We start from the raw sequence: 25426 nt of genomic DNA, 5'->3' as shown, positions 1-25426 counted from the left end.
GATAAGGGACATTCACCATGCACTTTTCCATTACCGCGCGCGGCGTGGCGCTCGGCCTCGCGTTTGGTCTGATCAATACGGCCAGCGCCGCGCCGGTGAAAGGCGGCACGCTGATTTATCTGGAGCAGCAGGCGCACACGACGCTCTACCCGCCCGCAGGCGGCTTTTACCCCAACGGCGGCATCCTGAACCAGATAACCGATAAGCTCACCTGGCAGAACCCGAAAACGCTGGAGATAGAGCCGTGGATAGCGCAGTCCTGGAGCAGTAACGCGGATAAAACCGAATACACCTTTAAAATCCGCCCCGGCGTGACGTTCTCTGACGGCACGCCACTTGACGCTAATGCCGTGGCGAAAAACTTTGATACCTACGGGATTGGCAATAAGGCGCAGCGCCTGCCGGTTTCCGAGGTGATTAACAACTATCAGCGCAGCGAAGTCATCGATCCGCTGACCGTGAAGTTTTATTTCAGCAAACCCTCGCCCGGTTTTTTACAGGGCACCTCGGCGATTGGCTCCGGGCTGGTGTCGCTCAGTACGCTCGCGCGCAATCTTGATGAGCTTGGCGACGCGCGCCATATCATCGGCTCCGGCCCGTTTGTGGTGCAAAGCGAGACGCTGGGCCGCGAGGTGAATCTTATCGCGCGCAAGGATTACCGGTGGGGGCCGCAGAACAGCACGCAGCAAGGCCCGGCGAATCTCGACGGCATTAAGATTGTGGTGACGCCCGAAGACAGCGTGCGCATCGGCGCGCTGCTGGCAGGCCAGGCGGACGCCATTCGCCAGGTGCAGGCGTATGATGAAAAACAGGCGGCGGATCAGCAGTTCCCCATCTATGCCGCGCCGACCCGTGGCGTCAATGACAGCATCGCCTTTCGCCCCGCCAACCCGCTGGTGGCTGACCTGAAAGTGCGCCAGGCGCTGCTTCACGCGACCAACGCGCGCCAGATTGTCGATACTCTCTTTTCACCGAACTATCCGGTCGCTACTTCTGTGGTGGCGAAAAGCGCGCCTGGCTATCGCGATTTAAGCGCCAGACTGACCTTTGACCCCGCGCTTGCGAACCGTCTGCTGGACGAAGCGGGCTGGCAAAAAGGCGCGAACGGGATCCGAACCAAAGCGGGACAGCCGCTGAGCCTGACCGTCTATGAATCGCTGCCGCAGCCGCAGAATAAAGAGGTGCTGCAACTGGTGGCGCAGCAGTGGAAACAAGTGGGCGTGCAGCTCAACGTGCGCGCGGGCGACGCGGGCACCAAAGCGCAGGACAGCCTGAATCCGGCCAAAACGCCGGTTAACGTGGTGGAAGTGGGCCGCGCCGATCCGGACGTCATCAAAAGCCAGTTCCACCCGTTAAACCGCGACGCGCTGCTGCAAAAAGGCGGCCTGAGCCAGAAAACCAACTTTATCGACGACAAACTCAATGCGCTGCTCACCACCATCGCCTCGGAGGTTGACCCGCAAAAACGTCTCGCGGCAGCGGGCGACGCGCAGGCGTATCTCATTGATAACGCCTACATCATTCCGATTTTCGAAGAGCCGCAGGTCTACGCCGCCGCGCCGTGGGTGAAAAACCTCACGTTTGAAGCGGTAGGCCGTCCGAGCTTTTACGGTGTCTGGCTGGAGAAACACTGATGGACGGGCGTTATCTCGGCGCGCGCGTCGGTCAGGCGCTGCTGGTGCTGTGGGCGAGCTTTACCGTCTCGTTTGTGCTGCTGCAACTGCTGCCGGGCGATGCGATCGCCATTAAGTTTCAGAACCCGGAACTGGGGTTAAACGCTGCCCAGATAGCGCAGATGCGCACAGCCTACGGCGCGGACGCGCCGCTGTGGCGGCAATATCTGGAAAGCCTCGGCGGCGCGGTGCGTGGTGATTTCGGCTTTTCCCTTCAGGCGGGCGTACCGGTGAGCGCCCTGCTCGCCGAAAGCCTCCCCGCCACGCTGCGCCTCGCCGCGCTCGGGTTTACGCTGGCGCTGGTTATCGCCGTCCTGCTCGCCGCGCTCTCCACGCTGAGTTACGGGCGCGCGCTGCGTCGGGCGTTCGCGGCGCTGCCGTCGCTGTTTGTCGCGGTGCCGACGTTCTGGCTCGGGATTACGCTTATTCAGCTTTTTTCTTTCCAGTGGCGGCTGATCCCGGTGATTAATCCGGGCTTCTGGGAGGGGCTGATACTGCCGGTGATGACGCTTGCGGTGCCCATCAGCGCCCCGCTGGCGCAACTGTTGATTCGCAATATTGACGTGGTGATGCACCAGCCGTTTGTCACCGTCGCGCGCGCCAAAGGCGCCAGCCACCGCGGCGTGCTGTGGCGTCACGTGGCGCGCAACGCCCTGCTGCCGGTGCTGACCGTCGCGGGCCTGCTGCTGGGTGAACTTATCGCCGGCGCGCTGGTGACCGAAACCGTGTTTGGCTTAAACGGGCTCGGACAACTGACCCGCGACGCGGTGAATAATCAGGATCTGGCGGTGTTACAGGCGATTGTGGTGGTGGTGGCGCTCGGGTTTGTACTCATCAATCTGCTGGTGGATCTGCTCTATCCGCTGCTCGATCCCCGGCTGTCACTGTCGCGGAGGGCCGCCTGATGACCACACTTGACCTCTCGCATGTCCGGGCGCGCCGCACGCGTTTTCTGCGCCGCCCGCCCCTGCCGCCAGGGCTGATGCTCGCCTGGCTTACGCTGTTGCTGGCCGCGCTGTGGGCGCTCTTTCCGTCCCTTTTCACCGCATTTGATCCGCTCACCGGCACGCCGGGCGCGCAGCGTCTGCCGCCAGGGGCCGAACACTGGCTCGGCACCGATCAACTGGGGCGCGATCTTTACGCCCGGCTGGTCTGGGGCGCGTCGCATACGCTCAGCGGCGCGCTGGTGGCCGTCGCGCTGGGGCTTGGCGCAGGCACGCTCTATGGCGTCGTCGCCGGTGCCGCGGGCGGGCGCACAGAGCAATGGCTGATGCGGCTGGTGGATGTGCTGCTCGCGATCCCCGGCCTGCTGCTGGCGCTGTGCGTCATCATTCTGCTTGGTTTTGGCACGGTGAACGCCGCGCTGGCGGTGGGCGTCACCTCGGTGGCGAGCTTTGCGCGTCTTGCCCGCGCCGAAGTCGTCCGCGTGCGGCATACCGATTATGTCGAGGCGGCGATCGCCTGCGGCGGCACGTTCTTCAGCACGCTGTGGCGACATATCCTGCCCAATTCGCTGACCTCGGTGCTGGCCTTCGCGGCGCTCCAGTTTGGCAACGCCATTCTTGCGCTTTCCACGCTGAGCTTTCTCGGTTACGGCACGCCGCCGCCCACGCCGGAATGGGGGCTGCTCATTGCCGAAGGGCGCAACTATCTCTCAACCGCCTGGTGGCTCACCACCTTCCCCGGCCTTGCGGCGATCGCCGTGGTGCTGGCCGCCAATACCCTCAGCCACTATTACACCCGGAGAGCATGATGAGCGAACCTGTACTGGACGTGCGCAATCTGAGCCTCGGCTGGCGTCACGGGCGCGACGTGCGCCGCGTGGTTCATAACGTCTCTTTTTCCGTCGCTCCCGGCGAAGTGCTGGCGATTGTCGGCGAATCCGGCTCCGGCAAGACGACGCTCGCGCAGACGATTATCGGGCTTGCGGGCGAAAACGGCGTCTGGCTGGGCGGGGATATCCGCCTGAACGGCGAAACGATAACCCACGCAAGCGAGCGGCGGATGAACGCGCTGCGCGGCAAAGTTATCAGCCTGGTGCCGCAGGATCCCGGCAGTTCGCTGAACCCGGTGAAAACCATCGGCGATCAGGTCGCGGAGGTGTTAGCGCTTCACACCGGGCTTAGCCGTCGCGCGCGTGACGCGGAAGTGGTGGCGCTGCTTGCGCGTGTCGGCCTGAGCGAACCGGCGCTGCGGGCGAGGCAGTATCCGCACCAGCTCTCCGGCGGTATGAAACAGCGGGTGCTGATCGCCATTGCGCTGGCGCTGAAGCCTGCGCTTATCATCGCCGATGAGCCCACCAGCGCGCTGGATGTGACGGTGCAGGCGCGCATTCTCGATCTGCTGGATGAACTGCGTCGCGACGCCGGTACCGCCGTGCTGTTTATCACGCACGATCTGGCGCTCGCCGCCTCGCGCGCCGACCGGCTGCTGGTGTTTCGTCATGGCGAGATCCAGGAAATTGGGAGTGCCGCGCAAATTACCCACGCGCCGCGCGCGGCCTATACCCGGCAGCTCTTTGCCGACGCCCCGGCGTTCGCCGACGGTTTTCGGACGCGCCCGGCGCGAAATGGCCCACCGGCTGCGGAGATCCGCGCGCTGACGCAGCGTTTTACGCTCGGCGGCGGCCATACGCTGACCGCGCTGGACGCGGTAAACCTGACGCTGGAGCGCGGCATGACCCATGCGCTGGTGGGCGAATCCGGCAGCGGCAAAACCACGCTGGCGCGCATTTTGCTCGGCTTTCAGACACCGGTCAGCGGCACGGTGACGATTGATGGTAACGATTACGCCACGCTCAGCCGCGAGGCGCGACGCCCGCTGCGCCAGACGATTCAGATGGTGTGGCAGAACCCGTTCTCGTCCCTCGACCCGCGCCAGAGTCTTTTTTCCATCATTGAGGAGCCGCTTCGCAACTTTACCCGCCTCTCCCGCGCCGAGCGGCGCGAGAAGGTTTATGACATGGCCGAGCGCGTGGCGCTGGCCCCTGCGCTGCTGGCGCATAAGCCGCATCAGCTCTCCGGCGGCCAGCGTCAGCGCGTCGCGATTGCGCGGGCGCTCATCCCCGGCCCGCAAATCGTCATTCTTGATGAGGCGACGTCAGCGCTGGATGTCACCGTGCAGGCGCAGATCCTGTCGCTGCTTGAAACCCTGCAGGATGAGCTTGGCCTCACCTACCTGTTTATCTCTCACGATCTGGCGACCGTGCGCCGCTTCGCGCATCAGGTCTCGGTGCTGCGCGCCGGAAAGCTTGTGGAGCATGGCGATGTCGCCACGGTCTTCCGCGCGCCGCAAAACGACTACACGCGCCAGTTGCTTAACGCCATTCCGGCCCCCCGCCCGTTGAATAAGGATGTCGCATGACCCAAAAACGCTTAGGTTTTTTCACCCGCCTGCTGGACCGCGTCAGCGCGGCCGAGCGCTACCGCCTCGCCACCGAGCAGATCCTGCACGCCGAGCGCAGCGGTTTTGACACCGCCTGGGTGGCGCAGCATCACTTTCATGAAGCGGAAGGCGGGCTGCCCTCGCCGCTGCTGTTTTTAGCGCACGTGGCGGCGCAGACCCGGCGCATCCGGCTCGGTACAGGGATCATTACGCTGCCGATGGAATCGCCGCTGCGCGTGGCGGAAGACGCCGCCGTGCTGGATCTGCTCAGTGACGGGCGCGTGGAGCTGGGGCTGGGCTCCGGCGGCACGCCCTCCTCGTTCCCGCCGTTCGGGCTGCAAAGCGAAGAACGTGGCGAGGCGTATGGGCGTCATCTGGCGCTGCTGCGCGCGGCGCTGAACGATGAGCCGCTGGCGGGCACCGATAATCATCTCTACCCGGCGGCGCGCGGGTTGCGCCTGCGGCTCTGGCAGGCGACGTTTTCAGTGGATGGCGGCGCGCGTGCCGGACGCGCCGGTGACGGCCTGATGTTGTCACGCACCCAGCCGCGCCCGGCGGGCGAGCCGGATATGCCGCTGGACGCGCTGCAAAACCCGATTATCGACGCTTATCTCGATGCGCTGCCCGCAGGCGTTGCGCCGCGCATTATGGCCTCGCGCACCGCGTTTGTGACGGATAACAGTGACGACGCCCGCCGCTTCGCGCAAACCGGGCTGGCGGCCCAGGCCGCCCAGTTCCGCGCGCAGGGCCACCGGCTTACGGGCGAGACGCTGGAAGATTATATCGCCGCGTTCGATGTGCATCTCGGCACGCCGCGGGAAACGCTCGCCACGCTGTCGCGCGATACGGCGCTCGCACGCGCCACCGATCTGTCGTTCCAGGTGCATTCCATCGATCCGCCGCACCCGTTTATCTTGCGCTCCATCTCACTGCTGGCGCAGCAGGTGGCCCCCGCGCTTGGCTGGAAACAGGCCGTCCCGTTTGATGTCTCCACCCCTAACCCGATCAAGGAAACCTTATGACCCGCTCGCCCGATCTTCTCGATACCCTGGCGGATATCGCCCCCGGCTCCCCGCTGGCGCTGGCGCGCGGCACCCGCGACGCCGCCACGTTAAATATTGCCCGCAGCCGCGAGGCGCTGTTTAACGGCGCAAGCGATCTCACCCGTGCCGAGCGCCTGCATCTCGCCCGCGAGGTGGCGCGCTGGCATGAGGATGAGGCGCTGTCTGCGCACTATTCGGCGTTGCTGCAAGACGAACCGGCACCGCCCGCGCGTCTCTCCGTCGCGCTCGGCCATGCGGAGATCCTCACGTTTCATCCGGTGCAGACGACCGCGCAGGAAATCGCGGCGCTGACGGAAGCCGGATTCAGCGAAGAAGCCATTGTGACGCTCGCGCAGGTGGTGGCGTTCGTCAGTTTTGAGAGCCGACTGCTGCGCGGCTACCGGTTGATTAACGGCGGGCGCGTGGCGGGCGAAACCGCCATTCCGCCCGCGGGCCGCTGGCATACCGCGCCCACCACGCACAGTGGACAGCCTGCCCCGACCGCCTTCACGCAGGATGAGCTGGACTGGGAGCCGTGGCTTGCACCGAAACCGTTCGCCGCCTTCAGCCCGGATGAGCAGGAGACGCTGCGCCGATTCGGGCATCAGGATTCCGGCTATTTCCGCCTGCTGGCGCGTAACCTGCCCGTGCTGGAGGCGCGAACGCTGACGGACAAAGGGATTTTCTACACCCCAGGCGGGCTGTCGCGGGCGGAGCGCGAGCTGGCGGCGACGGTCGCGAGCAAAGTGAATGGCTGCATTTACTGCGCCTCGGTCCATGCCCGTAAGGCAAGCCAGCTCTCAAAAGATAATGATGCGGTGCAGCGCTTGCTGGAGGTGGCGCCGGGCGGGAGCCTGAGCGCCGGACAGTCGGCGCGCTGGCAGGCGATTATCGATTTCAGCGCGGCGCTGTCGGCCACCCCCGCCACGGCAGGTGCTGCGCACGTGGCCGCGCTGCGTGAGCAGGCGTTGACCGACCTGGAACTGTTGGATCTGGTGCAGGCCACCGCGTTTTTCGCCTGGGCCAACCGGCTGATGCTGACGCTCGGCGAGCCTTTTATTCCTGCCTGATCTGCCGCCGGGCGCGTGAGTGCCCGGCTACGGCGCGTTAAACGGGCTGTGGTGGTTCAGCACAGCGTCAATCACCTGCAGCGCGCCGCTCTGGTTGTTGGAGCCGGTCGCATAACGCGCGGTCTCTTTCACTTCGGCCGCCGCGTTATCCATCGCAAAGGAATACTTCACCAGACGCAGCATTTCGAGGTCATTGGCGCTGTCGCCCACCGCCACGCAGGCCTCCGGCGTGATGTTCCAGCGCGCCATCAGGCGCTCCAGGCCGCTCGCTTTGTGCGATCCGGGGATAATCAGATCCACAAAACCGTAGCCGCTGGTGACCGGCTTAACGACGCCTTCCAGCTCGTTATGCAGGTTCTCAATCAGCGCCGGGATCTGGTCATCCGGCAGGTTAAGCGAGAATTTGAAAATGACGTCGTCGATATCGAGCAGGTTCTCCACCGGCTTCAGGCGGTGATAGTGCTTTGACATCAGGCTGATGAACGCCTCCGGCGCGCCCGCCTGGTAATACGCGCTCGCAAGCCCGCAGACCACATAGTTGAAATCGCCCTGTTCCGAGAGCGTTTTCACCACCTGGTGATACTGCTCGCGGGTCAACTCGCCGTGATGAATGCGCTCGCCGTGGTCATAGACCAGCGCGCCGTTTTCGGCGACAAACGCTATCTCGTCTTTGATCTCCGGGAAGAACGAGATGAGCTGGTAATACTGGTTACCGCTCGCCACCACGAATTTAATGCCTTGCTGCTTCAGCGCCGCATACTGCGTTGTAAACCTTTCTTTATCGTACTGTTTGTTATCGTTAAGAAAGGTGCCGTCCATATCTACTGCGATGAGCTGAATTTTCATACTGCCTCATTGAGTCATTACCACATAAGCGGCTCATGCTATCACTGTTTCATGCAGATTCCATATGAGTAAAGGCCTAATCATTTTCATATGAAACCTTCAGGGTACAGCGATGCGTCGCTGTTTAAAGATAGCGGAAACCGCAGCGCGGCAGGTGGAAGGTGTGATGAAGAGCAACCGGGCGACTTCGCCCGGTGCGGATTAGCGGCTGCGTTTGGCGTGGCGCTCCCAGTTCTCCTGCTTCGCCTCAGCGGATTTTTTCAGCGCCACATAGCAGGCTCCACCGCCGCCGTGGTGGGCGAGCGCGGTGCAAAACGCCTGCACGTCATCAAGCTCGGTCAGCCAGCGCGCCAGATAGCTGCGAATGACATTGGCGTGGGAGTTATCTTCACGGCCCTTGCCGTGGATGATAAGCAGATTACGCAACCCGTCGCGTTTCGCCTGGTGGATGAACGCAAAGAGCCTCTGGCGGCACTGCTCCACCGGCTGGCGCAGGAGGTTGAGGCTCGCCTGCTGGGGATATTTACCGAGCCGCAGTTTATCCAGCACGCCCTGCTGGAGCCCCTCGCGGCGAAACTCCAGCGGCTCATCGCGCGGGATGAGATCCAGAAAACCGGTGGTCAGCGGGTTGTCGAGTTGTAAGGTGTCGACTCGCGGCACGAGACGCGGCGCTTTCGGTTTCAGGCACGGCGCGACGTTGGCGTTTTTCAGGGGTTTGACATCTTCCATGGCGTCAAGAAAGAGTGATTTGTCGTCAGGGTTCACGGTCAATCCTCCGGGACTTCGTCAGGGCGCACACTATAGCCTCCCTTTCAGGATGGCTCAATGTGTGGCGCTGTGCGCACTATTTTCTGTCGTGGTTTTTCATCCAGGGATAGCGAGACGATAAACGTCAAAGAATACGGCGGGCTTTTCGCGCTGCGGTGATGAACATTGCCTGGCGGGATCACATTATTCAGTTTCGCTAATCGTTGGTGTTAAATATATGTGAATGAAATCACCCCTTCGCTGTGACAATATGCGTTTCAGTTGCTATAAATTCTTTATCCGCATGTTAAGGAATAATAATCGCGGTAACAAAGCCTGGACGCGCTGCTGTGTGTACTGTGGGGCCTGAATATGATGTCTTCAGGCTCTATTTTTTTATTTTCCAGAAAAAAAAGAGGCCGCTTTCTTTTTTCCGGAAATGTGGCGGCTTAGCGAAAAGTTTTTTACTTTCCGGTCCAGAATGACATCAGCACGCCGTTTACCGGCTGCTTCGGGCAAGGGAATGCCCGCTATTCCCCCTTCTCCGCTCCCCCTGTGGCGGTATGGCGAGCCACTGAGCGCCATGCTATGTTGACGCCTCAAAAGGAGACCGCGAATGCTGACATTACTGGAAGATAAAATCGAGACGCCGTTAGGCCCGCTGTGGGTTATCGCTGATGAACAGTCGCGCCTGCGCGCGGTGGAATGGGAAGAACACAGCGACCGTATGGAGCAGTTGCTTGCCATTCACTATCGTCAGGAGGGCTTTCGTCGCGTGGGTTGCGTCAACCCCGGCGGGCTCTCAGACGCGCTTCGCGCGTGGTTTGCAGGCGATCTCGCGGTGATTGATTCACTGCCGACCGCCACGGCTGGCACGCCGTTTCAGCGTGAAGTCTGGCAGATGCTGCGCACCATTCCATGCGGCCAGGTGATGCATTATGGCGAGATGGCAGAGCGCTTAGGACGTCCGGGCGCGGCACGCGCGGTGGGTGCCGCGAACGGCTCGAACCCCATTAGCATTGTGGTGCCATGCCATCGCGTTATCGGCCGTAACGGCACATTAACCGGCTATGCGGGTGGCGTGGCGCGCAAGGAGTGGTTATTGCGTCATGAAGGTTATTTGCTGATTTAATTCACACTGTAAAATAATATTTTCTGGAATTTATTAAATACGCCGTAATTCAGATGGATGGCAGTAAACGTCAGATTTAGACCAGGATCTTTTCTTTGTTTGCGCATTAGCCGGATTTACCTGTACGGTCAAAATATGTTAAAATTGACTAATATCAATTAAGGCTTGAGCGAACTTATGATCCCGGAAAAGCGAATTATACGACGCATTCAGTCTGGCGGTTGTGCCATCCATTGCCAGGATTGCAGTATCAGCCAGTTGTGTATCCCTTTTACCCTGAATGAGCATGAGCTTGATCAGCTCGATAATATTATCGAGCGCAAAAAGCCCATCCAGAAAGGGCAAACGCTCTTTAAAGCGGGCGATGAATTAAAATCGCTGTACGCCATCCGCTCCGGCACGATTAAGAGCTACACCATCACCGAACAGGGCGACGAGCAGATCACCGGCTTTCACCTGGCAGGCGATCTGGTGGGTTTTGATGCTATTGGCACCGCGCATCACCCAAGCTTCGCTCAGGCGCTGGAAACCTCTATGGTCTGCGAAATCCCGTTCGAGACGTTAGACGATCTCTCCGGCAAAATGCCGAGCCTGCGCCAGCAGATGATGCGTCTGATGAGCGGCGAGATCAAAGGCGACCAGGATATGATCCTGTTGCTGTCGAAAAAGAACGCCGAGGAGCGCCTCGCGGCCTTTATCTATAACCTGTCGCGCCGTTTCGCCGAACGTGGTTTCTCACCGCGCGAATTCCGCCTGACGATGACCCGTGGCGATATCGGCAACTATCTCGGTCTGACCGTGGAAACCATCAGTCGTCTGCTCGGTCGTTTCCAGAAGAGCGGCATGCTGGCGGTAAAAGGCAAATATATCACTATCGAAAACCATGAAATCCTGGCAGAACTGGCCGGACAATCCCGCAACGTGGCATAAATTTTTCCTCTCCCGCCGGATCGTTAAATTTTCGTGATTTATTGATCCGGCTGGGAATTCTCTCCTGTTTCATTCACACCATATGGGTTACTCTTAAATGACAAACTGTGGGTAAGCAGTTGTAAGGAGACCCTGTATGGCAAGGTATCAAAACATGCTGGTGGCCATCGACCCCAATCAGGATGACCAACCGGCTTTACGGCGAGCAGTTTATCTACATCAGCGAATCGGCGGGCGTATCAAAGCCTTTCTGCCGATTTATGACTTTTCTTACGAAATGACCACCCTGCTCTCCCCGGATGAGCGCACCGCCATGCGCCAAGGCGTCATCAGCCAGCGCACCGCGTGGATACGCGAGCAGGCGAAATATTATTTAGAAGCGGGCGTGCCCATTGATATTAAAGTGGTCTGGCATAACCGCCCCTTCGAAGCCATCATTCAGGAAGTGATCAGCGGCGGTCACGATCTGCTGCTGAAAATGGCGCACCAGCACGACCGTCTGGAATCGGTGATTTTCACGCCGACCGACTGGCACCTGCTGCGTAAATGCCCCTGCCCGGTCTGGATGGTGAAAGACCAGCCATGGCCGGAAGGCGGTAAAGCCGTGGTGGCGGTCAATCTCGCGAGCGAAGAGCCTTACCACACGGGCCTCAACGAAAAACTGGTGCGCGAAACGCTGCACCTGGCCGAGCAGGTTAATCATACCGAAGTGCATCTGGTGGGTGCCTACCCGGCAACGCCGATTAACATCGCCATCGAACTCCCCGATTTTGACCCGAGCGTTTACAACGACGCCATTCGCGGCCAGCATCTGCTGGCGATGAAAGCCCTGCGTCAGAAATTCGGCATCGGCGAGCGCGTCACGCATGTTGAAAAAGGGCTGCCGGAAGAAGTCATCCCGGATTTGGCTGAGCATTTACAGGCCGGGATTGTGGTGCTAGGCACCATCGGGCGCACCGGGATTTCTGCGGCGTTTCTCGGCAACACTGCCGAGCAGGTGATTGATCATCTGCGCTGCGATCTGCTGGTGATTAAGCCGGACGATTTCCAGAGCACCGTGGAGCTGGATGATGAAGAGGACGATGACGACTGAGGTCTCATCTTGCCAGAAGAAAACCCGCCGCCCGGCGGGTTTTTTATTGCCGCAACGCATGCGACAGGCGAAAAAAAACCGCCAGCGGGCTGGCGGCTTTAGAGATACACGCGAATTACAGCGCTTTCAGAATGGCGTCGACGCTCGCTTTGGCATCGCCAAACAGCATCTGCGTGTTCTCTTTAAAGAACAGCGGATTCTGCACGCCGGCATAACCGGTGTTCATAGAGCGTTTGAAGACCACCACGTTCTGCGCCTTCCACACTTCCAGCACCGGCATACCGGCGATGGGGCTTTTTGGATCGTCCTGCGCCGCCGGGTTGACGGTGTCGTTCGCGCCAATCACCAGCACCGTGTCGGTATCGCTGAAATCGTCGTTGATCTCATCCATCTCCAGCACGATGTCATAAGGCACTTTCGCCTCGGCCAGCAGCACGTTCATATGGCCTGGCAGACGCCCCGCCACCGGGTGAATACCGAAACGCACCTTGATGCCGCGCGCGCGCAGTTTCTCGGTGATTTCCGCCACCGGATACTGCGCCTGCGCCACCGCCATACCATAGCCCGGCGTGATGATGACGGACGTTGAGTTTTTCAGCATTTCTGCCGTCTCTTCCGCCGTGATTTCGCGGTGCTCGCCCACTTCGTCGCTCTCACCGGTGGAAGATCCGTCGGTGCCGAAGCCTCCGGCAATCACGCTGATAAAAGAGCGGTTCATCGCCTTACACATGATGTACGAGAGAATCGCACCCGACGAGCCCACCAGCGCGCCGGTAACGATCAGCAGATCGTTACTCAGCATAAAGCCCGCCGCCGCAGCTGCCCAGCCGGAGTAGGAGTTCAGCATGGAAACCACCACCGGCATATCCGCGCCGCCAATAGACGCCACAAGATGCCAGCCAAACGCCAGCGCGATAATCGTCATGACAAACAGCGCAAAGCCCTGCGTGCCGGCGCTCTCTGTCTGCACGAAAATCAGCAGCAGAATGAAGGAGACCACCAGCGCCGCCAGGTTCAGCTTGTGGCGGTTCGGCAGCATCAGCGGTTTAGAGGAGATCTTGCCGCGCAGCTTGCCAAACGCCACCACCGAGCCGGTGAACGTTACCGCACCGATGAAAATGCCGAGGAAAACTTCGGTCAGATGAATATTGACCAGCACCGGCGCGAGGCCCGGCTCATGGTGCAGGTAGCTGTTAAAGCCCACCAGCACCGCCGCGAGGCCGACAAAGCTGTGCAGAATAGCGACCAGCTCCGGCATTTCGGTCATTTCGACACGTTTAGCAAGGCGAATACCGATAGCCCCACCGATCGCCATCGCGATGATTATCCAGCCCACGTTACTGGCGTATGGCCCAAAAATGGTGGCGATCAGCGCAATCGCCATCCCCGCGATGCCGAACAGGTTGCCCTGCCGTGACGTCTCGTGCTTTGAAAGCCCCGCCAGGCTGAAAATAAAGAGAATTGCGGCGACGATGTACGCAGCCGTAACTAATCCTCCAGACATAACTTACCCCTTAGTTCTTCCGGAACATTTTCAGCATGCGCTGAGTGACGGTGAAACCACCAAAAATATTGATGCTGGCGATGAGGATAGCGATAAAGCTGAAGAAGCTAATCCAGCCGCCATCGCCAATCTGCAACAGCGCGCCGACGACGATAATCCCTGAAATTGCATTCGTTACCGACATCAGTGGCGTATGCAGCGCATGGGAGACGTTCCAGACGACGTAATAGCCGACCACGCAGGCGAGTGCGAAGACGGTGAAGTGGCCGAGGAACTCTTTCGGGGCGACATTCGCCAGCCAGCCGAACAGAATAATGGCGAGCGCAATCAGCGCATATTTACGCCATGGCGAAGCAGGTGCCGGCGGTTCGACCGGCGCGGCCTGCGGTTTTGCGCTGGCAGCGGCCTGCGGCTGCGCGGAAACCTGAATCGGCGGCGCAGGCCAGGTGACTTCCCCTTCGCGGATCACCGTCACGCCGCGCACCACAACATCATCGAAATCAACGGTCACCGCGCCGTCTTTCTCCTTGCACAGCAACTTCAGAAGGTTAACCAGGTTGGTGCCGTAGAGCTGTGACGACTGCGTCGGCAGGCGGCCCGGCAGATCGGTATAACCAATCACTTTCACGCCGTTGGGAGTAACGAAAATCTCATTCGGCACGGTGTATTCACAGTTGCCGCCGTTTTGCGCCGCGAGATCGACAATCACGCTGCCCGGCTGCATGGAGTCGACCATTTCACGGGTAATGAGCTTCGGTGCCGGTTTGCCCGGGATCAGCGCCGTGGTGACGATGATATCCACTTCTTTCGCCTGCGCGGCGAACAGCGCCATTTCCGCTTTGATGAAAGCCTCGGACATCACTTTGGCGTAGCCGTCGCCGCTGCCCGCTTCTTCTTTAAAATCCAGCTCCAGGAACTCGGCGCCCATACTCTGCACCTGCTCTTTTACTTCCGGGCGGGTGTCAAACGCGCGCACGATAGCGCCGAGGCTATTGGCGGCACCGATAGCGGCGAGGCCCGCGACGCCTGCGCCAATCACCATGACTTTCGCAGGCGGCACTTTACCGGCGGCGGTGATCTGCCCGGTAAAGAAGCGGCCAAACTCATGGGCGGCTTCGACAATCGCGCGGTAACCGGCGATGTTCGCCATCGAGCTTAAGGCATCCAGAGACTGCGCGCGGGAGATGCGCGGTACGGAATCCATCGCCATCACGGTGACGTTTTTCGCGGCCAGTTTTTCCAGCAGTTGCGGGTTCTGGGCAGGCCAGATAAAGCTAATCAGCGTCGTGCCGGGACGCAGCCGCTCGATTTCATTGTCCTGCGGCGCGTTGACCTTAAGAATGACATCCGATTCCCAGACCTCCGTAGTATCCACCACGCTTGCGCCAGCGGCGATAAACGCCTCGTCATCGAAACTCGCCAGTTTGCCGGCATCGCGCTCCACCGCGACGCTGAAACCGAGCTTCAGCAGCTGTTCCACCGTTTTTGGGGTCGCCGCGACGCGGGTTTCCAGCGCGACCCGCTCTTTTGGTACACCAATACGCATAGTATTCCCTTCCATCGATTTTTAAGATGGTCTGTCACTCGCTTAGCAGACGAAAACGCCCGGCGAAAAAGCGCGGTGCCGTGGTGTTCGCCATCCATATCGTTGTCACAAACTTTCTATAACCTACTGAATTACACGCCTTCGATCCACCGTCCGGGACAACTATTTAACGGTTAATGGGTGAAAGTGTAGCGTCGTTGCGGTCTGACAGGGATTTTTGCTTAAAAACCGCGTTCAGCCGCTACGTTTACGCGCTTTAAGAGGCAGAAAAAACGATTCTGCGCCACAGAAGCAGGCTGATTTAACAAGGATTTAACTTAAAAAGTCATAAGCTTTATCAATTTTAATGGTCAGAGGAGGATTTTCACCATTCATAACCTGAAGTTATTTTTAATCCACGAGCGGTAGCATAAGGTGTGAAAAATGGCGCAGACATCCGGCACCTTTCAATGCAATAATCAACGACTAACCATTTCACACAGGCTGTATCAGTACCTGTTTTGCGCAAGGCGAAGGACTATTTTTATGAAGCTCAAGCATACCCTTCTGGCGACCGCCCTCTTTTCCGCGGCCTCTCTGTCAGCTCAGGCGGCGACAGAGTTAACGCCGGAACAAGCCGCGGCGCTGAAACCATTTGACCGTATTGTGATTACGGGCCGTTTCAACGCCATTAACGAAGCGGCAACTGCCGTTTCTCGTCGCGCGGACGCTATGGGCGCGGCGTCATATTACATTCAGGACACCAGCGACACCGGCAACAGCGGCAACTGGCGCGTGGTGGCTGATGTCTACCGTGAAAACGCGCCGAAAGCCGATGCGCCGAAAAACCGCGTTATTAACGGTGTGGTTGAGCTGCCAAAAGATCAGGCTATCGCGCTTGAGCCGTATGACACCGTGACCGTGCAGGGCTTCTATCGCAGCCAGCCGGAAGTGAACGACGCCATCACCAAAGCGGCGAAAGCCAAAGGCGCGGCCTCTTTCTGGATCGTGCGCCAGGTCGACACCAACCAGGGCGGCAACCAGCGTATTACCGCGTTTATCTATAAAGCCGATGCTAAAAAACGCGTACTGCAAAGCCCTGACGCTATCCCGGCAGATTCCGAAGCTGGCCGCGCGGCGCTCGCCAAAGGCGGCGAAGAAGCCAAAAAAGTGGAAATTCCGGGTGTCGCCACGACCGCCTCACCAAGCAGTGATGTTGGCCGTTTCTTTGAAACCCAGGAATCGAAAGGCGGACGTTACACTGTCACCCTGCCGGACGGAACTAAAGTGGAAGAAGTAAACAAAATCACCGCCGCTCAGATGGTGCCTTTCGACAGCGTGAAGTTTACCGGCCACTACAGCAGTATGACCGATATCTCTTACAACGTGGCGAAACGTGCCGCGAAGAAAGGGGCTAAGTACTATCACATCACCCGTCAGTGGGAAGAGCGCGGCGGCAACATGACCATCAGCGCCGACCTCTACAAGTAAGACAGATTCTCAAAACAAAGCGGCTACGGCCGCTTTTTTTGTTTTTCCGCTACATTTTGTGTACGCCGCATTGCAAGCGAGCTTCGCACTCCGTAAAATCCCGCGCCTTAGTGCGATCCACCATTTTTATGCGCTCTGGCACAATAATTATTCTGGATCTTTCCTTTTGCTAAACAGGTTGTCTATGGAAAAGAAGCTGGGCCTCGCCGCGTTAACCGCGCTTGTTTTAAGTTCCATGCTGGGTGCCGGGGTTTTTAGTCTGCCGCAGAATATGGCCGAGGTGGCGAGCCCCGCGGCGTTGCTGATTGGCTGGGGAATTACCGGTGCCGGGATCCTGCTTTTAGCGCTGGCGATGCTGTTTTTAACGCGCCTGCGCCCCGACCTTGACGGCGGCATTTTTACCTACGCCCGCGAAGGGTTCGGTGAACTGATTGGCTTCTGTTCCGCCTGGGGCTACTGGCTGTGCGCCGTCATCGCTAACGTCTCGTATCTGGTTATCGTCTTCTCCGCGCTGAGCTTCTTTACCGACACGCCGCAGCTGCGCCTTTTCGGCGACGGCAACACCTGGCAGGCGATCGTTGGCGCGTCGGTACTGCTGTGGGTGGTGCATTTTCTGGTGCTGCGCGGCGTGCAGACCGCCGCGAGCATTAATCTCGCGGCGACGCTCGCCAAACTCCTGCCGCTCGGCCTGTTTGTGGTGCTGGCCATCATCGCGTTCCGCCTGCCGACCTTTACGCTGGATTTCACCGGCGTCGATCTCGGCGTACCCGTCTGGGAGCAGGTGAAAAACACCATGCTGATTACGCTGTGGGTGTTTATCGGCGTTGAAGGCGCGGTGGTCGTCTCGGCCCGCGCGCGGCAGAAAAAAGATGTCGGCCTGGCTACGCTTCTCGCCGTGCTCGCGGCGCTCGCGGTCTATCTGCTGGTCACACTACTGTCGCTCGGCGTGCTGGCACGCCCGGAACTGGCGCAGATGCGTAACCCGTCAATGGCGGGCCTGATGGTGAAAATGATGGGACCGTGGGGCGAAGTGATCATCGCCGCCGGGCTGATTGTCTCGGTGTGCGGCGCGTACCTGAGCTGGACCATTATGGCAGCCGAAGTGCCGCTGCTGGCCGCGCAGTATAAAGCGTTCCCGCGCCTCTTCGCCCGCCAGAATGCGCGTAACGCGCCGTCGGCCTCGCTGTGGCTGACAAACGCCAGCGTGCAAATCTGTCTGGTGCTTATCTGGGCGACCGACTCGGATTACAACACCCTGCTGACCATCGCCTCCGAGATGATTCTGGTGCCCTATTTCCTGGTCGGCGCTTACCTGCTCAAAATCGCAAAGCGTCCTTTACATCAGGCGATTGCTGTCGGGGCGTGCATTTATGGCCTATGGTTGCTGTATGCCTCAGGCCCGATGCATCTGCTGCTTTCCGTTGTGCTGTACGCGCCTGGGGTGGTGTTTTTCCTCTATGCGCGCCGTACCCATGTGGATAACGTGGCGCTGAAAGGTCAGGAGAAAATCGTCATCGGCCTGTTGCTGATTGCCGCGCTGCCGGCGACCTGGATGCTGGTGCGCTAATCTCCTGCCGCTAACGCTTAAGGAGAGTTGTGGTGAAAAAACTGGATAAACCCATTGTTATCACCGGCGCGGGCCGCCGTATCGGCCTTGCGCTGGCGCACCATTTCCTGGCGCAGCATCATGATGTGATTGTCAGTTACCGCACCCGTTACCCGGCGATTGACGTGCTGGAAGAGGCAGGCGCGGTGTGCATCGAAGCCGATTTCTGCCATGACGAGGGCATTCTGGCGTTTGCCGACGCCGTAAAAGCGCGCACCACGCATATTCGCGCGCTGTTGCATAACGCCAGCACCTGGCAGGATGAAAGTCCGCCTGTGCCGCCCGCTGAGGTGCTGAACGCCATGCTGCAAATTCACGTTCACGCGCCCTATCTCCTGAACTTTGCCCTGGAGCCGCTGATGCGCGGCCAAGGCCACGCCGCCTGCGATATTATTCACTTTACCGATTATGTCGTGGAGCGCGGCAGCGCGAAGTATATCGCCTATGCCGCCAGCAAAGCTGGCGCTCGATAATCTCACCCGTTCGTTTGCCCGCAAGCTTGCGCCGGAGGTCAAAGTTAACGCCATCGCCCCGTCGCAAATCCTCTTTAACGAACATGACGACCCGGAATACCGGCAGAAGGCGCTGAATAAATCGCTGATGAAAATCGCGCCCGGCGAAAAAGAGATTATCGACCTGGTGGATTATCTCCTCACCAGCCGCTATGTGACGGGCCACAGCTATCCGGTGAACGGCGGCCGCCCGTTGCGTTAATCGGTTGAGCTGCCGTTGCTGGCGCGTTGCGTCTGCCCGGTGTATCCTGGTGTTTTTACCGCAACGCAGAAGCCTATGAGCAAGATCGTTTTTGTTGAAGATGACCCGGAAGTCGGCGAGCTTATCGCCGCCTATCTGGGCCGCCATGATATTGATGTGATTGTCGAAAGCCGCGGCGATCGCGCTGAGGCGGTCATTGAGCGCGAGAACCCGGATCTGGTGCTGCTGGATATTATGCTGCCAGGTAAAGACGGCATGACGCTGTGCCGCGATTTGCGCGCCCGCTGGCAGGGGCCGGTGGTGCTGTTGACCTCACTCGACAGCGATATGAATCATATTCTGTCGCTTGAAATGGGTGCCAGCGATTACATTCTCAAAACCACGCCGCCCGCGGTACTGCTGGCGCGCCTGCGACTGCATCTTCGCCAGCATATGGCTGCCGCGCCCGTGACCGCAGCGGAGAACGCGCCGACGCGGCAACCGCACAAGGCGCTGCGTTTCGGCACGCTGTGCATCGACCCGCTCAACCGCCAGGTCACGCTGCTGGGTGAGCAGATTGCGCTCTCAACCGCGGATTTTGACTTACTCTGGGAGCTTGCGACCCACGCCGGGCAGATTATGGATCGCGACGCGCTGTTAAAAAACCTGCGCGGCGTGACGTATGACGGGCTGGATCGCAGCGTGGACGTGGCGATTTCAAGACTGCGCAAAAAGCTCAACGACAGCGCGACCGAGCCTTATCGCATCAAGACGGTGCGCAACAAAGGGTATCTGTTTGCGCCGCACGCCTGGGAAAGCGAGGCGTAACGCAACGCGCCGCGCTTCCCGCGCGGCGCTGACGCTTATATCTGCACCATCCCGCCATCAACAAACAGCTCGACGCCATTCACAAAGCTCGCCTCGTCAGACGCCAGGAAAAGCACCGCGTTAGCTATCTCCTCCGGTTTGCCGACGCGCCCGAGCGGGATCTGCGTGGTGAGTTCGTTTTTAACGTCTTCCGCCTGCTCGCCTCCGCCAAAGAGTTCATTGAGCCCTGCCGTGTTGACCGGCCCGGGGCTGATGGCGTTGACGCGAATATGACGGTCTTTTAAATCGAGGATCCAGTTGCGCGCAAAGCTGCGTACCGCGGCTTTGCTCGCGGCATAGACGCTGAAGGCGGGCGTGCCGCTGGAGCCGGCGGTAGAGGCGTTCAGCACCACAGCGGCACCGTCACGCAGCAGCGGCAGCGCCTTCTGCACCGTAAACAGTACGCCTTTGACGTTGGTGTCGAAGGTATCGTGATAATGCGCTTCGGAAATCGCGCCGAGAGGGGCAAGCTCCCCGCCGCCTGCGTTGGCGAAGAGCACATCGATATGACTGTGGCGCTGCTGCACCGCTTCATACAGACGATCGATATCCGCAAGCTGGCTCATATCGCCACGCACACCGGTGACGTTGTCACCTAATTGTTGTAATGCCGCATCCAGCGCCGCCTGTCGACGCCCGGTAATGAACACATGCGCGCCTTCATCCGCGAACGCTTTAGCCGTGGCGAGACCAATCCCACTGGTGCCGCCGGTCACGATAACCACTTTATTACTGAAACGTGCGTTCATAGTTTTATCCTCATGAATGTGACTGTTTGTCATGGGCTGAGAATAAGCGCTTCCCATCGGGCTGTGTACCAGGACAAAATGGCACCCTGCGTTCTGTCTGAGGAACGATAATGCAACACGATCTAAACGACTATTTTTACTATGCCGAAGTGGTGAGCCACGGCGGTTTCGCTGCCGCCAGCCGGGCGCTGAAACAGCCAAAATCGAAGCTCAGCCGCCGCGTGGCCGGGCTTGAGGCGCAGCTCGGCGTGCGGCTCATTGAGCGCTCCAGCCGCCGTTTTCGCGTCACCGATATCGGCCAGGCGTTTTATGACCAGTGCCGCGCGATGCTGCTGGAGGCGGAAAAAGCGCAGGCGGTGATTGCCCAGGCGCGCAAGGAGCCGCAGGGCATGGTGCGTTTTAGTTGTCCGACGGGTATGGTCGAAATTATCCAGGCCATGCTGCCTGCGTTTATGCACCGCTACCCGCAGGTGAATTTGCAAATTATCGCCATTGACCGCCCTGTCGATTTAATCGAAGAGCGCGTGGATGTGGCGCTGCGGGTGCGCACCGAACTGACCAGCGACGCCGAGTTGATTTTGCGCACACTGGGCACGTCAAACCGCATCCTGGTCGCGAGCCCGCAGCTTGCCAGTAAACTTAACGGGGCTATTGATACCCTCGCCTGCCATCCGACGCTTGGCACCAGCGACGAGCCCGGCGAAATCAGCTGGGCACTGGAACATGAACAGGGCAAGCGCTGTCTTATTCGCCATCAGCCGCGGTTCAGCTGTAGCGATTTTACGGCTGTCCGCATGGCCGCTATCGCGGGGCTGGGGATTGCGCTGCTGCCTGACCATGTCTGCGCGAAAGCGCTGAAAACCGGCGAGCTGGTGCATGTTTATCGCGGCTGGCAGGGCCAGCGCGGAATTGTGCATCTGGTGTTTACCACGCGTCGCGGTCTGCCGCCCGCGGTCAGAGCGTTTATCGATCATCTGGCCGCGCACTTTCCGCGTACCACTTCGGCTATCCAGTAACCGCGCCGCGGGCGTGAGAGATTTTCATGAAAAAACTCTTTATACAGTTCTATTTGCTGCTGTTTGTCTGCTTTCTGGTGATGACGATGCTGGTCGGGCTGGTCTATAAGTTCACCGCCGAGCGTGCCGGTCGGCAGTCGCTCGATGATCTGATGAAAAGCTCGCTCTACCTGATGCGCAGCGAACTGCGTGAAATCCCGCCGCATGAGTGGAACAAAACCATCAAAGAGCTGGATTTAAACCTGTCGTTTAAGCTGCGTATTCAGCCGATGAATCAGTATCACCTTAACGACATCAACAGCCGTCGCCTGCGCGAAGGTGAAATTGTGGCGCTGGACGATGAATATACGTTTATACAGCGTATTCCGCGCAGCCACTATGTGCTGGCGGTTGGCCCGGTGCCCTATCTCTATTTCCTGCACCAGATGCGGCTCCTGGATATCGCCCTGATTGCGCTGATCGCGATTTCGCTGGCGCTGCCGGTGTTTATCTGGATACGTCCACACTGGCAGGAGATGCTGCGGCTGGAAACCGCGGCGCAGCGCCTGGGCGAAGGTCATCTCGATGAGCGCATCCATTTTGATAAGGCGTCGAGTTTCTCGCGCCTCGGCGTGGCGTTTAACCAGATGGCAAATAACATTAACACCCTGATTGCCAGTAAAAAGCAGCTGATTGACGGCATCGCCCACGAGCTTCGAACGCCGCTGGTGCGCCTGCGTTACCGGCTGGAGATGAGCGATAACCTGAGTACCACAGAATCGCAGGCGCTGAACCGCGATATCGGCCAGCTGGAAGCGTTGATCGAGGAGTTGCTGACTTACGCGCGGCTGGACCGCCCGCAAACCGAGCTTCATCTGACGCACCCGGAACTGCCGCGCTGGCTGCAGGATTATGTGGACGACGCGCGCCTGCTGCACCCGGAGCGGGAGCTTATCGTCGCGCGTGTGGATGACGGCGATTATGGCGCGCTGGATATGCGTCTTATGGAGCGCGTGCTGGATAATCTGGTGAATAACGCGCTGCGTTACAGCGAGCAGCGGCTGCGAATCGGGCTGTCGCTTGAGGGCGCGCAGGCGACGCTTGAAGTGGAAGATGACGGAACTGGGATACCAGAAGATGAGCGCAGCCGGGTGTTTGAGCCGTTCGTGCGTCTCGACCCGAGCCGCGATCGCGCCACCGGCGGGTGCGGGCTGGGGCTTGCGATTGTGCATTCGATTGCGACCGCCATGAGCGGTGAAGTGAGCGTGACGCAAAGCGAACTCGGCGGCGCGCATTTTCGTTTTCGCTGGCCGGTGGTGTTGCCATCAGAAGGCGTGTAGTGGTTATGGCGCATGGCGGGTGCGCTGCGCTTGCCCGCCCTATGGTTAACTGCATTAGCGTTATCTTCTGTTCTGTGGCGGGTGCGCTTTGCTTACCCGCCCTACGGTTAACTGCATTGGCGTTGTCTTCTGTTCCGCGGCGGGTGCGCTTTGCTTACCCGCCCTACAAAACACTACGCATAAGACTCGTAGGGTGGGTAAGCGCAGCGCACCCGCCATTTCCTCCATATGAACCTCTTCCCGCCACACCATTTTCATCTCACTACCATGCCCGCCTCGCCCGCCAATTTTCCTGCATGACTTTTAACTCGCTATGGTCAAACCCGGCGAAACTGTGCTAAACATAAAGTATGTTGTAACTAATGTGAGCACATCATGGCCCGTTACGATCTCGTTGAACGCCTTAACGTCACTTTTCGCGAATTAGAACATGCATTAATGGAGATGCGAGATGGCCTCGCGGCCTGCCGTCTGCTGGCAGCGCGGGTGTTCAGCCTGCCTGAAGTGGAAAAAGGCAAAGAGCACGACCCGCTGCTCACCATTTCGGTGACGCAAAAAATCGGCAAAGAGGCGCAGGAGGCGGCGCTGCGTCACTTTACGCACCTGTTCATCCAGCAGCAGTCGGAAAAGCGCAGCAGCAAGGCGGCGGTACGTCTGCCTGGCGCGGTCTGTTTCAGCGTCGATGATGCACAGCACGAGGCGCTGCACGCGCTGGCGGGTAACATCAACGCGTTGAAAACGCAGCTGGAAGAGATTATCACCGTAGAATCGGGCCTACCCTCCACCCAGCGTTTTGAATGGGTGCACCGCTACCTGCCTGGGCTGATTACGCTCAACGCGTATCGTCGTCTCACGGTGCTGGATAACCCCGCCACGCTGCGTTTCGGCTGGGCGAATAAACATATTATTAAAAATCTGACGCGTGACGACGTGCTGGCGATGCTGGAGCGCGGGCTGAAAGCGCCGCGCGCGGTGGGCGGGTTAACTAAAGAGCAGTGGCACGCGCGCCTCACGCAGGAGTACAACGATATCGCCGCCCTCCCGCAGAAGGCGCGGCTGAAGATCAAACGCCCGGTGAAAGTGCAGCCGGTGGCGCGCGTCTGGTATGCGCAAAACCAGCGGCAGGTGCAGTATGCGTGCCCGTCGCCGCTGATTGTGCTCTGTCACGAAACGCGCGGCGGCGCAGTGCCGGATATTGGCGAACTGCTGAACTATGACGCCGAAAACGTGCAGCACCGCTATAAGCCGCAGGCGGAAGAACTGGTGATGATGATCCCCCGCCTGCATCTTTACCTCGCGCCCTGATCAGGGCTTCATGCTGCCCACCATCTCTTCCGGGCGTACCCAGGCGTCAAACTCCTCCTCGCTGAGATAACCAAGTTTCAGCGCGGAGGCTTTCAGCGTCAGTCCCTCTTTATGCGCTTTCTTGGCGATCTCGGCGGCTTTGTCGTAGCCGATATGCGTATTGAGCGCCGTCACCAGCATCAGCGATTCGTTAAGCAACTGGCTGATGCGGTCGCGGTTCGGCTCAATACCGATAGCGCAGTGATGGTTAAAGCTCTCCATGCCGTCCGCCAGCAGGCGCACCGATTGCAGGAAGTTATGAATGACCATCGGGCGGAACACGTTGAGTTCAAAGTTGCCCATCGCCCCGCCCATATTGACGGCGACGTCATTGCCCATCACCTGGCAGCACAGCATGGTCAGCGCTTCGCACTGCGTCGGGTTCACTTTGCCCGGCATGATGGATGAACCCGGTTCGTTTTCAGGAATCGAGATTTCGCCAATGCCGCAACGCGGGCCGCTCGCAAGCCAGCGCACGTCGTTGGCGATTTTCATCAGCGAGGCCGCCAGCCCTTTCAGCGCGCCGTGGGCATGCACCAGCGCGTCGCAGGTGGCGAGCGCCTCAAATTTGTTGGGCGCAGTGACGAACGGCTGGCCGGTAAACGCGGCGAGCTCTTTCGCCACGCGCTCCGCGTACTCGGGGTGCGTATTCAGTCCGGTGCCGACCGCCGTACCGCCAAGCGCCAGCTCCGCCAGATGCGGCAGGCTGTTATCAATATGCTTAAGGTTATGCTCAAGCATCGCCACCCAGCCGGAGATCTCCTGGCCGAGCGTCAGCGGCGTGGCGTCCTGCAGGTGGGTACGGCCAATTTTCACGATATCGCTGAACGCGCTCGCCTTATCGCTGAGGGTTTTATGCAGCACTTTAAGCTGCGGGATCAGCTGTTCACGCAGCGCGATCACCGCCGCGACATGCATCGCCGTCGGGAAGACATCGTTTGAGCTCTGGCTCTTGTTCACGTCATCGTTCGGGTGCACCTTGCGCGCCATGCCGCGTTCGCCGCCGAGGATTTCGCTCGCGCGGTTGGCCAGCACCTCGTTCATGTTCATGTTGGTCTGGGTGCCGGAGCCGGTTTGCCAGATAGCAAGCGGGAACTCCTGCGGATGCGCGCCTTCCAGCACTTCGTCGGCGGCTTTAATGATGGCCTCGCCGCGCTCTGCGGGCAGTAAGCCGAGATCCATATTGACCTTCGCGGCGGCGCGTTTGGTGAGCGCCAGCGCCGCAATCAGCGCGGTCGGCATTTTCTCGGTGGAGATGCGGAAGTGCTCCAGCGAACGCTGCGTCTGTGCGCCCCAGAGTTTATCGGCCGGCACGTCGATTGCGCCCATGGAATCTTTTTCACTGCGGTAGGCGGTCATTACTTTCTCCTTGATAACAAAGATGGGATTGCTCG

Annotated in this window: 21 protein-coding genes and 1 pseudogene; 16 read left to right on the top strand and 6 right to left on the bottom strand. The window is 59.5% G+C overall.

Going from position 1 to position 25426, the window contains the following annotated elements; genetic code table 11:
- Positions 1 to 17 precede the first annotated feature (17 nt).
- Genes G9X48_RS04770 through G9X48_RS04745 form a run of 6 tightly spaced genes read left to right on the top strand, consistent with a single transcriptional unit; the run spans position 18 to position 7170 of the window.
- Positions 18 to 1634, top strand: a complete 1617-nt coding sequence (locus G9X48_RS04770) for a TIGR04028 family ABC transporter substrate-binding protein (RefSeq protein WP_105629565.1) — start codon at positions 18 to 20, stop codon at positions 1632 to 1634.
- The gene (locus G9X48_RS04765; RefSeq protein WP_105629566.1) at positions 1634 to 2578 is read left to right on the top strand and encodes an ABC transporter permease; all 945 of its coding nucleotides are present in this window, start codon (positions 1634 to 1636) and stop codon (positions 2576 to 2578) included. Before G9X48_RS04770 ends, G9X48_RS04765 begins: the two co-directional genes overlap by 1 nt.
- Positions 2578 to 3426, top strand: coding sequence for an ABC transporter permease (locus tag G9X48_RS04760; protein ID WP_015386742.1), 849 nt, complete (start codon positions 2578 to 2580; stop codon positions 3424 to 3426). The genes G9X48_RS04765 and G9X48_RS04760 overlap by 1 nt, the downstream gene beginning before the upstream one ends.
- Positions 3426 to 5036, top strand: a complete 1611-nt coding sequence (locus G9X48_RS04755; protein WP_097641461.1) for an ABC transporter ATP-binding protein — start codon at positions 3426 to 3428, stop codon at positions 5034 to 5036. The genes G9X48_RS04760 and G9X48_RS04755 overlap by 1 nt, the downstream gene beginning before the upstream one ends.
- Positions 5033 to 6079: a putative FMN-dependent luciferase-like monooxygenase gene (locus G9X48_RS04750; RefSeq protein ID WP_097641462.1), complete on the top strand. Its 1047-nt coding sequence runs from the start codon at positions 5033 to 5035 to the stop codon at positions 6077 to 6079. The genes G9X48_RS04755 and G9X48_RS04750 overlap by 4 nt, the downstream gene beginning before the upstream one ends.
- A complete protein-coding gene (locus G9X48_RS04745) occupies positions 6076 to 7170 on the top strand; it encodes an alkylhydroperoxidase domain protein (protein WP_097641463.1) in 1095 nt (364 codons plus the stop codon). The genes G9X48_RS04750 and G9X48_RS04745 overlap by 4 nt, the downstream gene beginning before the upstream one ends.
- Before the next feature lie 27 nt (positions 7171 to 7197).
- Here G9X48_RS04745 and G9X48_RS04740 read toward each other — a convergent pair whose 3' ends face one another.
- A complete protein-coding gene (locus tag G9X48_RS04740; RefSeq protein ID WP_085661319.1) occupies positions 7198 to 8016 on the bottom strand; it encodes a Cof-type HAD-IIB family hydrolase in 819 nt (272 codons plus the stop codon).
- 201 nt (positions 8017 to 8217) lie between these two features.
- A complete protein-coding gene (gene smrA / locus G9X48_RS04735; RefSeq protein ID WP_004385862.1) occupies positions 8218 to 8781 on the bottom strand; it encodes a DNA endonuclease SmrA in 564 nt (187 codons plus the stop codon).
- Positions 8782 to 9379: 598 nt separating this feature from the next.
- Here smrA and ogt point away from each other — a divergent pair.
- The 3 genes from ogt (at position 9380) to uspE (ending at position 11918) form a co-directional block, all read left to right on the top strand.
- Positions 9380 to 9895 carry a methylated-DNA--[protein]-cysteine S-methyltransferase gene (ogt, locus tag G9X48_RS04730; RefSeq protein WP_004385864.1) on the top strand — a complete coding sequence of 172 codons (516 nt, stop codon included), beginning with the start codon at positions 9380 to 9382 and terminating at the stop codon, positions 9893 to 9895.
- A gap of 177 nt (positions 9896 to 10072) precedes the next feature.
- Positions 10073 to 10825 (top strand): fumarate/nitrate reduction transcriptional regulator Fnr, encoded by a 753-nt coding sequence (gene fnr / locus G9X48_RS04725; protein ID WP_004385865.1) that lies wholly within the window; start codon positions 10073 to 10075, stop codon positions 10823 to 10825.
- Between the two features lie 136 nt (positions 10826 to 10961).
- Positions 10962 to 11918 carry a universal stress protein UspE gene (gene uspE, locus G9X48_RS04720; protein ID WP_007793150.1) on the top strand — a complete coding sequence of 319 codons (957 nt, stop codon included), beginning with the start codon at positions 10962 to 10964 and terminating at the stop codon, positions 11916 to 11918.
- Between the two features lie 115 nt (positions 11919 to 12033).
- Here the strand turns inward: uspE and pntB are convergent, their stop codons facing one another.
- Both pntB and pntA read right to left on the bottom strand, forming a co-directional pair.
- Complete coding sequence (gene pntB / locus G9X48_RS04715) at positions 12034 to 13422, bottom strand: Re/Si-specific NAD(P)(+) transhydrogenase subunit beta (RefSeq protein WP_004385867.1); 1389 nt, start codon at positions 13420 to 13422, stop codon at positions 12034 to 12036.
- 10 nt (positions 13423 to 13432) lie between these two features.
- The gene (pntA, locus tag G9X48_RS04710; protein WP_054625196.1) at positions 13433 to 14968 is read right to left on the bottom strand and encodes a Re/Si-specific NAD(P)(+) transhydrogenase subunit alpha; all 1536 of its coding nucleotides are present in this window, start codon (positions 14966 to 14968) and stop codon (positions 13433 to 13435) included.
- A gap of 525 nt (positions 14969 to 15493) precedes the next feature.
- Here pntA and ydgH point away from each other — a divergent pair.
- The 4 genes and pseudogenes from ydgH to rstA all read left to right on the top strand — a co-directional run bounded on the left by ydgH (position 15494) and on the right by rstA (position 19565).
- Positions 15494 to 16438, top strand: a complete 945-nt coding sequence (ydgH, locus tag G9X48_RS04705; protein ID WP_097641464.1) for a DUF1471 family protein YdgH — start codon at positions 15494 to 15496, stop codon at positions 16436 to 16438.
- Between the two features lie 184 nt (positions 16439 to 16622).
- A complete protein-coding gene (locus G9X48_RS04700) occupies positions 16623 to 18005 on the top strand; it encodes an amino acid permease (protein WP_097641465.1) in 1383 nt (460 codons plus the stop codon).
- A 29-nt stretch (positions 18006 to 18034) separates the two neighbouring features.
- Positions 18035 to 18758, top strand: a pseudogene (folM, locus tag G9X48_RS04695) (dihydromonapterin reductase).
- Positions 18759 to 18833: 75 nt separating this feature from the next.
- Positions 18834 to 19565: a two-component system response regulator RstA gene (gene rstA, locus G9X48_RS04690; RefSeq protein WP_085661323.1), complete on the top strand. Its 732-nt coding sequence runs from the start codon at positions 18834 to 18836 to the stop codon at positions 19563 to 19565.
- 35 nt (positions 19566 to 19600) lie between these two features.
- Here the strand turns inward: rstA and G9X48_RS04685 are convergent, their stop codons facing one another.
- On the bottom strand, positions 19601 to 20353 hold the full coding sequence (locus G9X48_RS04685) for a glucose 1-dehydrogenase (RefSeq protein WP_097569555.1): 753 nt from the start codon (positions 20351 to 20353) through the stop codon (positions 19601 to 19603).
- Between the two features lie 110 nt (positions 20354 to 20463).
- Here G9X48_RS04685 and G9X48_RS04680 point away from each other — a divergent pair, with 110 nt between their 5' ends.
- The 3 genes from G9X48_RS04680 to tus all read left to right on the top strand — a co-directional run bounded on the left by G9X48_RS04680 (position 20464) and on the right by tus (position 23993).
- Positions 20464 to 21369 carry a LysR family transcriptional regulator gene (locus G9X48_RS04680; protein ID WP_105629567.1) on the top strand — a complete coding sequence of 302 codons (906 nt, stop codon included), beginning with the start codon at positions 20464 to 20466 and terminating at the stop codon, positions 21367 to 21369.
- 26 nt (positions 21370 to 21395) lie between these two features.
- Entirely contained in the window at positions 21396 to 22688 is a 1293-nt protein-coding gene (gene rstB, locus G9X48_RS04675; RefSeq protein WP_097641466.1) for a two-component system sensor histidine kinase RstB, read from the top strand.
- Positions 22689 to 23063: 375 nt separating this feature from the next.
- Entirely contained in the window at positions 23064 to 23993 is a 930-nt protein-coding gene (tus, locus tag G9X48_RS04670; protein ID WP_097641900.1) for a DNA replication terminus site-binding protein, read from the top strand.
- On the opposite strand, the gene fumC is transcribed toward tus, so the two are convergent.
- Complete coding sequence (fumC, locus tag G9X48_RS04665; protein ID WP_054625018.1) at positions 23994 to 25391, bottom strand: class II fumarate hydratase; 1398 nt, start codon at positions 25389 to 25391, stop codon at positions 23994 to 23996.
- Between the last annotated feature and the right edge of the window lie 35 nt (positions 25392 to 25426).

This window comes from Cronobacter sp. HA18006 (assembly GCF_011605445.1).
GTDB lineage: Bacteria > Pseudomonadota > Gammaproteobacteria > Enterobacterales > Enterobacteriaceae > Cronobacter > Cronobacter sakazakii.
This window is presented reverse-complemented; position numbering and strand designations above follow the sequence as displayed.